The sequence below is a fragment of the Maridesulfovibrio salexigens DSM 2638 genome (assembly GCF_000023445.1).
Classification (GTDB): domain Bacteria; phylum Desulfobacterota; class Desulfovibrionia; order Desulfovibrionales; family Desulfovibrionaceae; genus Maridesulfovibrio; species Maridesulfovibrio salexigens.
This window is the reverse complement of the sequence record NC_012881.1, coordinates 948,976-963,829: the sequence shown is the minus strand read 5'-3', so window position 1 is coordinate 963,829 and position 14,854 is coordinate 948,976. Positions and strand designations below refer to the sequence as shown.

Here is a 14,854-nt window from a genome sequence, read left to right as displayed (position 1 = left end):
CAAAAAAGTTATTGACGGACTACCACCATATGAATATCTTGTTCCTACGTTCTTTGAATCGAAAAATATTTACTCATGTAGAGGATGCGAGGGAAATCGGCCCGTCGACCATCCGGCAACCTGCTTCAGCAGCAAGGTGCCAATGCCTTCCCGTTACGGGACCCATGAGAGGGACTAAAACATTGAATTTCTTAAAGGCATTTCCGATTGGAGATGCCTTTTTTCGTTTCTGGAGACCCGGATATCAGCTTTGATCAACCGAGGAATCCGGTGGGAGGATTTATGGATAATTGCGCTCCCACCTAAAAAAACAGATGCCGCTAAAATGCCCGGATGAGGAAAGTTTTGCACGGCACACTTACTGCTAGCAGAACATCAGGCGTCAAATGCTTCAGGGCATTCTTTTGGAAGCAGGACGCAAACACGGAGACAATCCAATGACCGACATCGTAAAAAAAGCCACCGGCAACTTTCACTCAGGAACTATCTGCTTCTTCTGCAGAGATAACGAAAACGAAGCTTTTCCCGCTGACTACACTGATCCCCTGGCCCTGCTGGGTGATATCAGCGAACTTCACCTCGGTACCATCCAGAAAGAAGAACTGCGCAAGATTCTGAAACGTGAAATCGAAGAAGACGGGGCTGAATCCGTTTGGAAAAACCGTACTTACCGTAAGAACATTATTCTGTCCTTCGGCAAACTGGTTTAACCATAAACTTATTAAGACAAATCGCGCCTTAAAAGCCCTCCCGGAATGATCCGAGAGGGCTTTTTTCTATCCTTGCAATTCGCCCTGTGTACGTTTAAATAAAGACAACATCACAATCCGGGAGATAACCATGAACATCAAAGGCTTCTTGAAAACCGCAGTCCTGCCTGCCGCTCTGCTGGCAATGACAGTCACATCCGCCGCAGCTGATGAAAAAATTTTCACTGTCATCAACCATACAGATTCCGTAATCAGAGTCTGGGGCAAGTCCAACGACTACAAATTCGGACGCATCAACACCAAGACAATTGCAGACTGCACCTGCAACGCACTCTACAATAAAGACTGCTTTGATAAGAAAGGCGGCAAAGCCAAAATTAAGCTGGCCCTTGAATCCAAGAACGGTAAAGATCTTTATTCTGGAGATACCTGTACCAAACTTTATGTTGATCCCGGTACTTTTATTGATGTTACCTACGATACAGATGGAAGACATATTCGCTGTGCCATCATTGATAAGTATGAAATAAGACAGCCCATCCCTTCATTTGAAGAAGCTGATGTCAACAAGGATGGTAAAATCGATGAGCAGGAAGCTGAGGCTATCCAACTGAAAGCCAATTTTAAGGATTTCGACGATGACCTCAACCGGGAGCTCAACCCCAAGGAATTCGATCGAGCCATCGATAAAATCAATATTTTCCGCGGCGTTCCCTTCTAAAGACAGGAGTATATATGCCTAAGACCAATCCTGTTCTTGAAGCTATATTTGAACGCCGTTCCATCAGGAAATTTACTGCTGAACCAGTATCAAAAGAAGACCTGACTGCTATTCTGGAAGCCGGACGCTGGACACCCAGCGGGCTGAACAACCAGCCTTACCGCTTTCTGGTCATCCATGACGATGACGCACGGGTCGAACCGCTTGCGGAATGCACCAAGTACGGTCATATCGTTAAAGCCGCGAAGGTACTGCTCTGTATATTTCTCGATAAACAGGCCATGTACAGCGAAATGAAAGATCATCAGGGTGCCGGAGCATGCACTCAAAACATGATGCTGGCCGCCCATTCACTTGGACTGGGAACTGTCTGGCTCGGCGAGATAATCAATCAGCAGGATCAAGTGCTGGAAGTTCTGAACCTTCCTGCCGAACGCTATGAACTGCAAGTAGTAATCGCCCTCGGTCACCCGGATCAGCAGGGCAGCTCAAAAAGAAACGAACTCTCAGAATATATGTTGGAGGATTTTTAATGGAAATCAAGATTTTTCCCCTCGGTCCCCTTGAGACCAACTGTTTTGTAATCGTCAATGAAAACAAAGCGCTGGTTATTGATCCGGGCGGCGACCCGACCCCGGTACTTTCCTATCTGAAAAAGACTGGAGTAGAGCTGGACCGCATCCTGAACACCCATCTCCACTTTGACCATATCCTCGGCAACCGCGCATTGGCTGATGCTACCGGAAAATCCATATACGCCTCCAATGATGACCTCGTGCTCATGGACACACAGGTTGGACGCGGCGGTCTGATGGGATTCCCGGAAGTTCCGCACTTTGAAAGTGAGCACATCGGCGAAGGAGAAACCGAGCTTATCGGTCTGGAATGTAATATTTACTCCACTCCCGGACACACTCCGGGCAGCCTGACTTTCCATTTCCCGGCTCTAAAATCTGCAATCGTAGGTGACCTCATTTTCCGCCGCTCCATCGGCAGAACTGATTTCCCCTACGGCGACACTGAACAACTGCTGAATTCAGTTAAAGAGAAAATCTTCACCCTTCCGGCTGAAACCGAACTCTTTGCCGGACACGGACCTTCCACCAGCGTTGGCGATGAAATGAATCACAACCCCTATTTCAGCGGGGTTCATATCTAAGCGGAGGACAAAATGAACGAGAAGAAAATCGTTGATGTCCGCAACAAGTGCTGAGGCGTAGGACTGGAGGTAGGTTGGTACCTCCGTTTTGCGCGGACCGATGAAATAACCGCCCTTGTGGATAAAGGAACTGTCGAGCAGCTTTACCATCAACTGGAAATCCTGCCCGAATGGACCCTTGAAACATTTGAAGAGGAAGATCATGTTCGCGCGGTTTTCCACAGTAAAACACCACGGGCCAAAAATAACGATTAAAGATGAAACAACTACCGGTATTATTCAAATGCAGCCATCACAGAAAAGGCAACAGCGACCTTGCCGTAAACCTTTTTCTTGAAGGAATCCGATCCGCTGGCGGTGACGCAGAAATTGTCACCCTCGGCGATATGGATTTCGAGCATTGCATCGGCTGCCTGAAATGCCGCACAGCAGCGGACAACCGCTGTATCTTCGCTGATAAAGACGGGGCGCAGGAATTGTACGAGAAAATAATTTCCGCCCCTTTCACTTTCTTTGCCTCTCCTATATACTTTTACCATTTGCCCTCAAGGTTGAAGACCTTCATAGACCGGGGTCAGTGGGCTTTTGAAGCCGCAACCGGAAAATCTCCGGTAATGAACAGCCTGCAAAAACGCCCTGCCTATGCATGTCTTCTGGCCGGAAGGCCCAAGGGCGAGAAACTGTTTGAGGGCGCGGAGCTTTCGCTTAAGTTCTTCCTCAGATTCTTCAAGGTTGAACTCCAACCCGCTGTTGTATTCAAAGGGATAGACGAACCGCAGGACTTGAGCATTGATGCTGAAAAGTGCGCACTCATCATTCAGCATGGAAAAGAAGCATGGCAGAGGTTTATGAATCATGACTGATTTTTCCTTTCCTGATTTACGCGTTCTGGTGGCTGAAGACTCAGCTCCGGTCAGACTTGTGCTCAAAACCTATCTCGGCAAGCTAGGCATTAGACCTTCCTTTGCAGAAGATGGACGCGAGGCTTTATCACTGCTGTCGGAAAAGCATTTTGACATGGCCTTCATGGACGTTCATATGCCTGAGATGGACGGTACCGAAGTCGTCACAGAAATACGCAAAAAAGGAATGAAGATTCCAGTCATCGCCATGACTACCGGAGACAACCCTAATCTACTGACCCACTGCTTAGAATGTGGCTATAACGGCATCCTGCTCAAGCCGATCATGAAAGAGGATGTCTTTCGCAAAGTTAAAGAATTCCTTCCGACAGTTTAAGCAATGTTCGCCCAGATTCTGCGATACCTGTCTCCTTTCAACGCGCTGGAGAGCTTTAAAAAGGCATTTGCCGAAAGACGGTGTCCGGCCTGCCTGAAAATCCATGCAGAGAAGGGACTATGCAGGCCATGTCTCGCCTCAATGGAAGCAAAACCGGAAAACATCTGCATGGTCTGCGGTAATGAGCACAATTCACCTGATGCAGACAAATTACCCTGTATAAGCTGCCAAACTGTCCCCCGCAATTTCAGCAGACTTTATTTCTATGGCATGCACCAAGGATTGCTGCGGCAAATGCTGCTGGATTGGAAATTTAGCAATCAATACGGTTACAACCAAATATTCGGACAGTTCATTGCTTCTTTATGTGCTGATTTGCCAAAAGACAGCCACCCGGATCTGATAATTCCTGTCCCCTTGCACTCTTCACGATTGCGAGAACGCGGTTTCAACCAATCCATGATTCTTGCCCGCTTTGCCGCCACCACATTCAAAACAGACCTTTCCGAGCAAGCCCTGATCAGGGAAAGAAAAACCATTCCGCAAACCAGACTAAGCGGCGCTGAACGTCGAACAAATCTTCACACAGCATTTACTGCTTCCCCTTCCATCGTAGCTGACAAACGAATTTTACTCATAGACGATGTATACACCACAGGTTCCACAGTGGATGAATGTGCCCGCACTCTGCTTGAAGCCGGAGCCGCCCGTGTAGAAGTAATGACCCTTTCCCGGGCCTTGATCTAAGTCTCAGATATAGGTAAAATTTATTTTTTACCCAAAGTTTTCCAAATACATATTTTCAAGGAGATAGGAATTGTCCTTTAATATAGCTGAATGGACCCGTATTATTCACAACGAAACTCCTATATATATCAGGCCCGAATCACCGGACTGGTTTGTTCCCACCCCAAAAGGTGACGCACTGCTCTGCACCATGCTGAAAAATAAAGGACCGGAGCTTTTACAGGACCTCACAATTGACGACAAACGTTTCCTGATGCGTCTGCCCGACAACAATGAAGCTGTGTACCCCGGAAGATATGAGCTGCTGAAAACGGACACCCTGCGTGAACTATGGTTCCATATCACCGACAATTGCAATATGTCCTGCTCCCACTGCCTGTTCTCCTCTTCCCCGCAGGCCAAACGCGAACTTGCTACAGAACGGGTTCTGGAACTGACTGCTCAGGCGGAAGCTTTGGGTTGTAAAATGTTCGCCCTCACTGGCGGAGAACCACTAGTCCACAAAGGACTCGATAAAATCCTGACCCGCATGCTGGAAATCGAATCCAGCCACGTAGCCGTACTCACCAACGGGTTGGCCGTGGAAAAATTCTTCTCCAGACACAGTTATGATTTCAACCGCTTACACTTACAAATCAGTGTAGACGGCATCGGCAAAACCCACGACAAATTACGCGGCGATGGCATGTTCGCTGCTCTTGAAAAATCACTGAAATGGCTTTCCGCTAAAGGAATCCCTTTCACCCTGTCCATGTGCGTGACCAAAGACAATGTGTTGGAAATGAAAGATGTTGTAGATTTCGCTGCTAAAACCGGAGCCTCCAACGTCCATTTCATGTGGTATTTTGTGCGTGGCCGTGGTGAATCAGAGCAATTTGTCGAGCCGGATGTAATTTACACTCACCTGCTGAAAGCGTGGGAAACCGGCGAACGGACCGGGGTGACCATTGATAATATTGAAGCTGTCAAAAGCATGATTTTCGCTCCCTGCGGGACCATACATGATGGTTCAACAGCCGGGTGGGAATCTATCGCAATCGGTCCGGATGAAAAAATTTACCCGTCAGCAGCTACTGTTGATATTGAAAAGCTATCAACCTGCATTAATGGTAATTTAGAACATGCATGGAAGCAAAGCTCTATACTTGGCGAGCTGCGTAAAAGCAGTGGTAAAAACCTTGAAACACCCTTCAAATTAATCCTTGGAGGCGGAGATACCGACCACAGTTATATGCACAAAGGAAGTTTCATCGGAGATGATCCTTACAGTGCTCTCTACGAAAAGTTGGCCCTTGAACTGATCGCCCGAAAAGCTACGGAATCGAAACAACATGACAGCCCGCAGCTGCTGCTCAAAATGGGTGACAAGCTGGATCGTTGTTCCGGACACGGCGCAGTAGCCCTTACCCACACTAACTGCCTTCTGGCTGTAGCCGGAAACAACAGCCTTGCGGTGGTGAAAGATTTCTACACTGAAGCAGCAGACACAGCCAAAGAAGACATCCTTAATCCGGCCTGCTACGATCCAGCTCTCATGGCCCATATCCCTGATCAGTATCGTTTCCGTGGTTACGGATGCGGTTCTCCGGTCATGGATGCCGGAATTTCAGAAGGTGAACATGTGGTAGATCTCGGCAGCGGACGGGGAATTGAATGTTTCATCGCCGCCAAGCAGGTAGGACCGAATGGAAAGGTAACCGGAGTCGACATGCTTGAGCCCATGCTGGCTCATGCGCGCAAAGGACAAGCTGCAGTGGCTGAATCACTCGGCTACGACAACATGGATTTCCGCAAGGGCTACCTTGAAACCCTGCCTATCGAAGAGAACAGTGCCGATCTGCTGCTATCCAACTGTGTGCTCAACCTTTCCACCGATAAAAGACTCACTTTTTCCGAGATGTTCAGGGTTCTTAAGCCCGGAGGCAGACTGACCATATCAGACGTGGTCTGCGAAACTGAACCCGGACCGGAAATCCGCAATGACGACACCTTACACGGTGAATGCATTGCCGGAGCCCAGACCCAGAAGAACCTCTGCGGACTTCTGGAAGAAGCGGGATTTGAATCACTGATAATGATCAAACGTTTTCCCTACCGCACAGTGGGCGGACACCAATTCTTTTCCCTGACATTCTCAGCACGCAAACCGCTCAATGACGAAATGGTCAAGACCGTCTACCGTGGACCGCTTAAAACCGCCATCACCGCCAGCGGAGCCATCCTGACTCCCGGCAGCGTAATGGAAATACCAGAACAGGAAGCGAACCTGCTCGGAGAACAGTTATTCATAATAAATAATGAAGGCGCGGTAGATAATATTTTTATCGGTGGCTCATGCTGCTGCCCAACACCGGATTCCTTTGACAAGCCGGAAACTGAAACCAAGAAAGACACCGGCCACTCAAAGTTTTCTTTGAAAAGCATGGAAGGATGCATGGTTTGCGGAGCGGAACTTGAATATCTGACATCGTACCGCGAAATGATCTGCGCTTTCTGCGGAGAAACGCATGAGGCAAACGGACATTGTGCAAACGGACACTTTGTATGTGATAAATGCCACAGCGAAGACGGAATGGAAGTTCTCCCCCATCTGCTGAAGTCCAGCACGGAGACGGATATGATTGAATTGCTCAAGAAAGCACGCAGTCATCCGGCCATCCCCATGCACGGACCTGAGCATCACGCCCTTGTTCCCGGTGTAATTACAACCGCTTACAGAAATTGCGGCGGGGGTATTGACGACAAGGTCATAGATACGGCAATATCACGCGGCGCAAAAGTTGCCGGAGGCTTCTGCGGATTCATGGGAGTCTGCGGTGCAGCCATCGGCGTAGGTGCGGCCATGAGTGCAATACTGGAAGCAACCCCGTTAACAGCGTCTGAACGCTCCATTGCCCAGAAAGGGACCCTCGCAGCCCTTAAATTGATTGCAGACATTGAAGCCGCCCGTTGTTGCCAGCGTGACTGCTGGCTGGCCCTGAAAGCCGCCGCACAGGTATCCGAAGAGGTCCTGGGCTTGCGGTTACAGGCTGATGCGCATATACTGTGTGATCAAATGAAAAATAATAAAGAGTGCATGGGACGCAATTGCCCGGTAATACGAAATAGTAAGGGCAACCATCCTCCCGTAATGCAACTTCTGGGGTCGATAGCGGATTCTGAAAAAAAAGTTTAAAAGCTACTTGACTTTTTAACCTAGATACGAATATCTTCCCCTCTCTTACGTGACGGAGGTAAGTTAAAAATGTATGCAATAATTGAGACTGGCGGCAAGCAGTTCCGCGTTGAAGAAGGTCTGGAACTCAATGTCCAGAAAATGGACGCTGAAGCAGGCACAAAAGTCGATCTGGATAAAATTCTTCTTATCGGTCAGGGCGAAGACGTTAAAATCGGCGCTCCTTATGTTGAAGGTGCGAAGGTTTCCTGCACTGTTGTAGAACACGGTCGTGACAAAAAGATCGTTGTTTTCAAGAAAAGACGCAGGAAAGACTCTCAGACCAAACAGGGTCATCGTCAGGACTACACAAGAATCAAAGTGGAAGCCATTCAGGCTTAAGCTTGACGACAGAACCTACTAAGGAGGCTAATAATGGCTCATAAGAAAGCGGGCGGTAGCTCGAAGAACGGTCGCGATAGTAATGCCCAAAGACGTGGTGTAAAACGTTTTGGTGGTCAGGAAGTACTGGCTGGCAACATTCTCGTTCGCCAGGTTGGTAGTAAAGTCCACGCTGGTAAAAACGTTGGCACCGGTAAAGACTGGACTTTGTTTGCACTGGTTGACGGTGTTGTGAAGTACGAAAAGTACATTCGCAAAAACCGCGTAAAAACCAGAGTACACATCGTACCTGCAGAAGCCTAGACATCAGGCGAAAGCTTTTTTCAGGCAGGGGTCGCATTACTTAATGCGTCCCCTGCCTTTTCGTGTTTGGGTCTTTTGCATTATTTAAGAACCAAATGAGTTAAGGATTTTCAAAAAACTTAACGGGAGATATACTTCTCCTCCTACGCTAATTTAGCGATCACACCCAATGACCTACCCTCAAGGATTCCAAGGGAAACAATTTCCTTTGGCTGCCGGAGGCGAAATCACCTATAAAAGCGCACAGCGCATCAATTACTCCTATGAAATTTATAGATGAAGCAACAATTACGGTTCGTTCCGGTAAAGGCGGCAACGGATGCGTGGCATTCCGCAGAGAAAGATTTATACCTAAGGGCGGTCCCAGTGGCGGTGACGGCGGTAAAGGTGGCGACCTCATTTTCCGGGGAAGTTCCAAGCTGCTGACCCTTTACGACTTCAGGCTCAAACGAGTTTACGAAGCCAGAAATGGTGAACAAGGCCAGGGTCGGGACAAATACGGCAAAGGTGCCGATGACCTGATCATTGATCTCCCGCTCGGTACACTCGTTTACGAAGTGAATACTGAAGACGGCAGCGAAAAACTCATCGCCGACCTGACCGTAGAAGGTCGTGAAATGGTTATCTGCAAAGGCGGTGACGGCGGACGCGGAAATATCCACTTCAAATCCTCCACCAACCAGGCCCCGCGTCAGGCTGAAGAAGGATTCCCCGGCGAAGAGAAACGCATCCGCCTTCAGCTCAAGATCATTGCGGACGTAGGTCTGCTCGGTCTGCCGAACGCAGGTAAATCCACCTTTATTTCCAAAATTTCAGCTGCGAAACCAAAAATCGCAGCTTACCCATTCACTACCCTCGTGCCCAACCTCGGCGTGGTAGATGATGACATGGGTAACAAGCTGGTCATCGCCGATATTCCCGGCCTGATTGAAGGTGCCAGCGAAGGACATGGACTTGGTCACCGCTTCCTCAAACACGTGGAACGTACCAGATTCCTTGTTCATATCCTCAGTGCAGAAGATCTGAGCCTTGAAGCCCCCTTTGAAGGGTTCAACATGCTTGATGAAGAACTGCGTATCTTTGATGAAGAAATGGCCAATAAAACCCAGCTGAGGGTCATCAACAAAATCGACCTTCTCTCCGAGGAGGACCTTGAGGCAATCAAGGGCAAGGCCGAAGAAGCAGGGATTAAAATTTACTTCATATCCGCCCTTCACAGTGACGGGGTTCAAGAACTCCTCAGTGACATGTGGGACAGATTCAAGGCAATGAATCAAGAGGAAGAAAATGACCAGGATGAGCAACAGGATTCAGACTCTTAAGGAAGCTAAACGCATTGTTGTAAAAATCGGGAGTGCGGTTCTGACCACGGCTGAGGGAATCAACCTCGGCCTGATCTGCCGTCTTGCCGATCAGCTGGCGACCCTGCACGAACGCGGGGTCGACATAGTCCTCGTCTCGTCCGGTGCGGTTGCTGCCGGACGAAACTCCATCCCGTCCGGCGCAAAGCTGGATGACCTGCCTGCGCGCCAGGCAGCCTCGGCCATTGGTCAGTCCCGGCTCATGCATGAGTATGACGAGACTTTCCGCCGTTTCGGTCTGGTGACCTCGCAGGTTCTGCTTACCCGCGATGACCTCAAGCACCGCGACCGTTTCTTAAATGCCCGCAACACCCTTTCAAGACTCCTTGAATGGCGGGTTATCCCCATCATCAACGAAAACGACACTGTCGCAGTTCAGGAACTGGAATTCGGTGACAACGACACCCTCGCCAGCCTGATCTTAAACGTTGTTGAAGCAGATCTTTTTATCAACCTCACTTCTGCTGACGGTGTTTTCGACAAAAACCCGGACAAGAACCCTGATGCAAAGCCTCTGGCCTGCATTGAGAATATCCATGACCTCGATCTGGACGCCATGTGCGACGGCAAGACCGCCGTTGGTTCCGGTGGTATGTTCTCCAAAATGCGTGCAGCCAACCGTGCAGCTCAGCTCGGCGTGCCGACCCTGATCCTTGCGGGCAAAGACCGCATGATCATTGAGCGCATCTTTAACGGCGAAGAGCGCGGTACGTGGATTGTCCCTGATGAAAAATCAGTCTCCCGCCGCAAATACTGGCTGGCTTACCATTGTGACCCCGCAGGTGATCTCGTCATTGACGACGGAGCACAGAAGGCACTGCTTTCCGGAGGAAAGAGTCTGCTTCCCGCAGGCATTATAGAAGTAGACGGCAAATTCAAGGCCGGGGAGCTTGTTCGAGTGGTTAACAAGGAAGGCAAATCACTGGCTGTTGGGTTATCATGCTATAACTCTACAGACATCATCAAAATTATGGGTTGCAAGTCCTGTGAGATAGAGTCGATTCTCGGCAAATGCCCCTACCCTGAAGCAATTCACCGCGATAATCTGCTCTTAGACGCTGCTCTTTAAGTATGCCTCCGGCGGCCCTCCGGGGGCCAAAGAACTTTTGCAAAAGTTTTCTCAGGACTTTTCAAAACTTTTTAACAGGGCCTCGCCGCCAGCGCATTAGATTTACCATATTCATTTAGTAGGACAGGCTTAACCGCCTGTCCTATTTTTTTGTCCGATAATTGTGCCATGAATGGATTAATTATTTTTATCTATATTTTTATCATACCAATATAAAGTTTTCTCAAGAACAGCCGATTATTTACTCTATACAAGACCCGCTTTTAACCAAATTTCAGAGGCTTGGAAATGCGTATCGGCTCAACATTAGGCACTAATGCCACTACCTACGATCCCAACTCGCACCTTGAGCGGATGAATAACACTTTTCGTGCGCGCAGAGCCAAAGAGAAAGCCTTCCAGAATTTTTGCCAAGCTATCGATGACAAAAGAGAGTTGTGCACCTCAGCTACTAACCGTGCGCCGGAACAAGCCCAACCTGAACAGAAAAAACTTTTTGATCCTGAAGCCGCTATCCAGAAAGTAGTGGAGCAAAACGCTGCCTATCTTGGCTACAAAATCAGCCAAATTTTTGAGGAAGACAAATCAAAACTCCTTTCCGGGAAATCAGAGGTTGAATACAATAATAGCCTTGATGAACTGACCCGCGCCGTTGAAGGTCAGGATTTCGATAATGCCAAAAAAATTCTTAAAGAATTCTACAACGGCGATTCTGAACTGGTCATCAACAAGATAGAAGAGACTCTGACTCAGGTTGAGGACAAGTTTTGGGGCGACATGCGAAAGGTCCTCGGTCAGATGGGACAGGCTCAAGGACTGACCCTTTCTGATGGAATACAGGAAGAAACGGGGATTTCAGGCTATGATCTGGTGGAGCGGGCAATTGAAAATGCCAGACAGAAAACCGGTTCCCTTAAGGACATGGATTTCTCTGATCTGATTGACGAAGTCCGTGAAGACGCAGTGGATTATGCTGCCCGTACAATCCGTGAAGCTAGCAATGAAGCATCGGAAGACTCGGCAGAAACGCAAGCTAAAAATGCAGTGCAAGCCGCATCTCTATACACCAAGCATACTCTCTACGGGGTAGATGGAGCTGCCGACAAGCTGGCTGATCAGGAACTTAATATGACCTCGCGCATTGAAGAGCAGAAGAACAACACCAGTTCAATGCGCATCCTACGTTACATGACTTTTGCCGATATACAGGAGTCTACTTCCGGCCAGACAATTTCTAATGAACAGCTGAGCAGAAGTGCCGGATTAGGCATTTCATCTAACAGCAAATTCTCACAGCAACTGAGCAAGATGGGTGCAACCGTCGTCGATGAACTAAAAGAACTGACATCTAAGACAAGGCGTGACGGACCATCCATTTACGTTGAAGAACTCTCCGGCAAAGATAAACAAACCTATGAAATGAACAAGCCTGCTGACTTTGTGGGTAATGAAGACTGGCGTTCATTCCGTGATGACGTCTCCACATTGTTTACCGGAGCCATAGAGGGCTATGTCGGGCGCAGCATGAACGTTTACAAATCAATCCAAAACAACGCGAATTCTTCCAACTATTCATCCTTCAGCCGTAAGATTTAAGGCAAAGGAGCACTCATTATGCGTATCTCATCATTCGGACAAACAAATTCCACTTTCGACTTCAAAGCAATTGCCGATGATTTCAAAAAGAAAAATGCGGATAAAATTGCTGACGAAAAAAAGAAACTCGAAGAGAGCATAAAAAACAATAAAAATATTCCGCAAACAGACCTCGGTTTTACAATTGAAATGGCCATAAACGATTCCTGCAAATTTCTGCATGAAGGATTATCCAAAATATTCATAGATGGAGAGTCCACACTGGCTGGCAGGACCAGTAAAGAATACGACAAACATATCGAAAAGCTATCCGAAGCAATTCAGCTACAGGACTACAAAAAAGCAGAAAAGCTTATAGACAAGTTCTTCGGCGGAAGCACCGATAAGATCGTTGGCAAAATAAAAATGCTGGCCGAAGCAACTGAAGACAAATTCTGGAACGCATTACAAGAAGGGATTGAAGCTTTGCCGGGAGGAGGTCCTCAGTATAATTTCAGATACGATGGTAAGACCTATGAAAAAATTACCATGAAAGAGATGACCCTGTTGGCTTTAAGGCTGTCGAGAGAAGAGGTTGACCCTTTTTCAGATCAGGATTTTTCTGGAATTACCGATTCCATCCGCAAAGCAGCAGTTGATAATGCCAAAGTAAAACTGGAGCATGCCGGACGTAACAAATACTCTGAGGATGCAGTAAGTGTCACAGCTTCAGCGGCTGAATTTTCCCGCAACAGAATATTTAATACTAACGATACCGTCATCAAGGAAGACAAAGAACAACTAGCCGATATATATGCGCTTGAACCCGGCGAAAAGCTCAATCAGGAACAAATCGAGAGACTAAAGCACCGTAACACGCGTAAGACGGACACATTTCACGATTACGCAGAGGAACGGGTTAAACGTTTCTACTCAATTTATGGAACCCTGAAAAGCACTGCTATGCTGGTAAAAAAAGGTGAAGAAGAGCAGAAAACACCGGATAAAACATCTGGATTGATCACAGCAGACGGCGCCTTAGGACAGCAGACAGCTGAGTCAGCGCAAACATCACTTACGACTCCAACGCAACCGTTGGTCAAAGCGCAACAAGACCAAATACAGTTACAAAATGAAATCAGCAACGAGCTCCTGCATAAGCAGTCAAAAAAGAACAATACGCATAAAACCGATGCGATAGAAAAATATAAGACCCAGCAGGCCAAATGGGAAGAATATTTATCCGGATCAGTTCAGGAGGATAAATAATCATGCGCATTCAGGGATTCAATCAATCCAACCAGATGCAGGCTGGTTCTTTTAAACTCGGCAAGACAGATCAGGAGCAATTAAGCACTCCAGAAAAGATTACCGCCGACCGCGAAAAAAACGGCCTGAGGATGTCGCAGAATAACGTCAAATTCCAGCTTGAAAAGGCAATGAACCAATCCTCCAAATTTCTACATAAAGAGTTAGGCAAAATATTCGATAATGGAGAACAATTGCTGGCTGGAAGAAATACCGCTGAATACCAGAAACATATTGATGAGCTGACCAAGGCCATTCAAGGACAGGATTTTAAGACCGCTGAAAAGTTGATCGACAAATTTTATAATGGAGACACCGAAACTATTATCAACCGCGTCCAGAACCTTGCCAAAGCTGCCGAGGACAACTTCTGGCAGACTATGGAAGATTCGTTTGGATATCTGAAAAATGACGGCCTGAAATGGACCATGTTCGTAAATGGTGAACTGCGCGATGACTTGGGGACTTTCGACCTCGCCATGATGTCCATTGAAGAAGCACGCAACGAAGTCGAGAAATTCTCGTCCGAGGAACTTGGTGATATAGTTAAAGCCACCCGTAATGGCGCTGTTGCCCACGCAAAAGGTAAACTGAAAAATGCAGGACAGAACCAGTACTCTGAAAGTGCATACAGTGTAACCCACGCAGCAACTACTTACGCAAAAGGCAAGATTTTCAACACCGATGACTCTAACTATGATGAAGATGAGATCAAACTTAAAGATATTAACGAGCTTCGCAGGGACGAAAATATTACGGAAGAACAACTTGATAGACTAACCCATCAAAACACCCGCAAAGGTGACAGATTCACAGAATATATGCGAGGTCGTGCCGACTCTTTCGAAGAAAAATTCTATGAGCTGCAACTTTCCGGCACTCCCAGAACAGTTAAGCAGGCAACGAATCAAGTTCAATCTGACGCCGCATCCGCCAATCCCAATTATCATTTCTTAGCCATAGCGGATAAACCGCTGCTACGCCCAATTGAGGATAGTATATCCGAAGCTTCCCAGCTCCAGTTGCAGAACGATCTCGCTAACATAGCAAAATATTCAACATCAACCACTGAGGATCTCCTTTCTTCAATCGACAAAGAAATTTAA

Annotated in this window: 16 protein-coding genes and 1 riboswitch; all 16 genes read left to right on the top strand. The window is 47.6% G+C overall.

Going from position 1 to position 14,854, the window contains the following annotated elements; all coding sequences use genetic code 11:
• Positions 1-70 precede the first annotated feature (70 nt).
• A riboswitch (SAM riboswitch) is annotated at positions 71-171 on the top strand.
• 266 nt (positions 172-437) lie between these two features.
• The 16 genes from DESAL_RS04320 (at position 438) to DESAL_RS04245 (ending at position 14,854) form a co-directional block, all read left to right on the top strand.
• A complete protein-coding gene (locus DESAL_RS04320; protein WP_041722107.1) occupies positions 438-710 on the top strand; it encodes a hypothetical protein in 273 nt (90 codons plus the stop codon).
• A 130-nt stretch (positions 711-840) separates the two neighbouring features.
• Positions 841-1,431 carry a hypothetical protein gene (locus tag DESAL_RS04315; RefSeq protein ID WP_015850746.1) on the top strand — a complete coding sequence of 197 codons (591 nt, stop codon included), beginning with the start codon at positions 841-843 and terminating at the stop codon, positions 1,429-1,431.
• 14 nt (positions 1,432-1,445) lie between these two features.
• Positions 1,446-1,964 (top strand): nitroreductase family protein, encoded by a 519-nt coding sequence (locus DESAL_RS04310; RefSeq protein WP_015850745.1) that lies wholly within the window; start codon positions 1,446-1,448, stop codon positions 1,962-1,964.
• The gene (locus DESAL_RS04305; RefSeq protein ID WP_015850744.1) at positions 1,964-2,590 is read left to right on the top strand and encodes an MBL fold metallo-hydrolase; all 627 of its coding nucleotides are present in this window, start codon (positions 1,964-1,966) and stop codon (positions 2,588-2,590) included. The genes DESAL_RS04310 and DESAL_RS04305 overlap by 1 nt, the downstream gene beginning before the upstream one ends.
• A 117-nt stretch (positions 2,591-2,707) precedes the next feature.
• Positions 2,708-2,845 (top strand): hypothetical protein, encoded by a 138-nt coding sequence (locus DESAL_RS19990; protein WP_245543783.1) that lies wholly within the window; start codon positions 2,708-2,710, stop codon positions 2,843-2,845.
• A 2-nt stretch (positions 2,846-2,847) separates the two neighbouring features.
• Positions 2,848-3,453 (top strand): flavodoxin family protein, encoded by a 606-nt coding sequence (locus DESAL_RS19985; RefSeq protein WP_015850743.1) that lies wholly within the window; start codon positions 2,848-2,850, stop codon positions 3,451-3,453.
• Positions 3,446-3,829, top strand: a complete 384-nt coding sequence (locus DESAL_RS04290; RefSeq protein WP_015850742.1) for a response regulator — start codon at positions 3,446-3,448, stop codon at positions 3,827-3,829. The genes DESAL_RS19985 and DESAL_RS04290 overlap by 8 nt, the downstream gene beginning before the upstream one ends.
• Positions 3,830-3,832: 3 nt before the next feature.
• On the top strand, positions 3,833-4,576 hold the full coding sequence (locus DESAL_RS04285) for a ComFC family protein (RefSeq protein ID WP_015850741.1): 744 nt from the start codon (positions 3,833-3,835) through the stop codon (positions 4,574-4,576).
• Positions 4,577-4,646: 70 nt separating this feature from the next.
• Positions 4,647-7,751, top strand: a complete 3,105-nt coding sequence (locus DESAL_RS04280) for a DUF5714 domain-containing protein (RefSeq protein WP_015850740.1) — start codon at positions 4,647-4,649, stop codon at positions 7,749-7,751.
• Between the two features lie 69 nt (positions 7,752-7,820).
• Positions 7,821-8,132, top strand: coding sequence for a 50S ribosomal protein L21 (gene rplU / locus DESAL_RS04275; protein WP_015850739.1), 312 nt, complete (start codon positions 7,821-7,823; stop codon positions 8,130-8,132).
• Positions 8,133-8,165: 33 nt separating this feature from the next.
• Positions 8,166-8,435, top strand: coding sequence for a 50S ribosomal protein L27 (gene rpmA, locus DESAL_RS04270; protein ID WP_015850738.1), 270 nt, complete (start codon positions 8,166-8,168; stop codon positions 8,433-8,435).
• Positions 8,436-8,698: 263 nt separating this feature from the next.
• Positions 8,699-9,757, top strand: a complete 1,059-nt coding sequence (obgE, locus tag DESAL_RS04265; RefSeq protein WP_015850737.1) for a GTPase ObgE — start codon at positions 8,699-8,701, stop codon at positions 9,755-9,757.
• Positions 9,723-10,865, top strand: a complete 1,143-nt coding sequence (proB, locus tag DESAL_RS04260) for a glutamate 5-kinase (protein ID WP_041721645.1) — start codon at positions 9,723-9,725, stop codon at positions 10,863-10,865. The genes obgE and proB overlap by 35 nt, the downstream gene beginning before the upstream one ends.
• 288 nt (positions 10,866-11,153) lie before the next feature.
• Positions 11,154-12,461 carry a hypothetical protein gene (locus DESAL_RS04255; RefSeq protein ID WP_015850735.1) on the top strand — a complete coding sequence of 436 codons (1,308 nt, stop codon included), beginning with the start codon at positions 11,154-11,156 and terminating at the stop codon, positions 12,459-12,461.
• Between the two features lie 18 nt (positions 12,462-12,479).
• Complete coding sequence (locus DESAL_RS04250; RefSeq protein WP_015850734.1) at positions 12,480-13,709, top strand: hypothetical protein; 1,230 nt, start codon at positions 12,480-12,482, stop codon at positions 13,707-13,709.
• A 2-nt stretch (positions 13,710-13,711) separates the two neighbouring features.
• Entirely contained in the window at positions 13,712-14,854 is a 1,143-nt protein-coding gene (locus DESAL_RS04245) for a hypothetical protein (RefSeq protein WP_015850733.1), read from the top strand.

Bases quoted from the DNA above. Each gene is read 5' to 3' on its own strand.
- DESAL_RS04305 (WP_015850744.1), top strand. From the start codon at position 1,964: ATGGAAATCAAGATTTTTCCCCTCGGTCCCCTTGAGACCAACTGTTTT.
- DESAL_RS04320 (WP_041722107.1), top strand. From the start codon at position 438: ATGACCGACATCGTAAAAAAAGCCACCGGCAACTTTCACTCAGGAACT.
- DESAL_RS19985 (WP_015850743.1), top strand. From the start codon at position 2,848: ATGAAACAACTACCGGTATTATTCAAATGCAGCCATCACAGAAAAGGC.
- DESAL_RS04245 (WP_015850733.1), top strand. From the start codon at position 13,712: ATGCGCATTCAGGGATTCAATCAATCCAACCAGATGCAGGCTGGTTCT.
- DESAL_RS04310 (WP_015850745.1), top strand. From the start codon at position 1,446: ATGCCTAAGACCAATCCTGTTCTTGAAGCTATATTTGAACGCCGTTCC.
- obgE (WP_015850737.1), top strand. From the start codon at position 8,699: ATGAAATTTATAGATGAAGCAACAATTACGGTTCGTTCCGGTAAAGGC.
- DESAL_RS04250 (WP_015850734.1), top strand. From the start codon at position 12,480: ATGCGTATCTCATCATTCGGACAAACAAATTCCACTTTCGACTTCAAA.
- proB (WP_041721645.1), top strand. From the start codon at position 9,723: ATGACCAGGATGAGCAACAGGATTCAGACTCTTAAGGAAGCTAAACGC.
- DESAL_RS04255 (WP_015850735.1), top strand. From the start codon at position 11,154: ATGCGTATCGGCTCAACATTAGGCACTAATGCCACTACCTACGATCCC.
- rplU (WP_015850739.1), top strand. From the start codon at position 7,821: ATGTATGCAATAATTGAGACTGGCGGCAAGCAGTTCCGCGTTGAAGAA.
- DESAL_RS04290 (WP_015850742.1), top strand. From the start codon at position 3,446: ATGACTGATTTTTCCTTTCCTGATTTACGCGTTCTGGTGGCTGAAGAC.
- DESAL_RS04315 (WP_015850746.1), top strand. From the start codon at position 841: ATGAACATCAAAGGCTTCTTGAAAACCGCAGTCCTGCCTGCCGCTCTG.
- rpmA (WP_015850738.1), top strand. From the start codon at position 8,166: ATGGCTCATAAGAAAGCGGGCGGTAGCTCGAAGAACGGTCGCGATAGT.
- DESAL_RS04285 (WP_015850741.1), top strand. From the start codon at position 3,833: ATGTTCGCCCAGATTCTGCGATACCTGTCTCCTTTCAACGCGCTGGAG.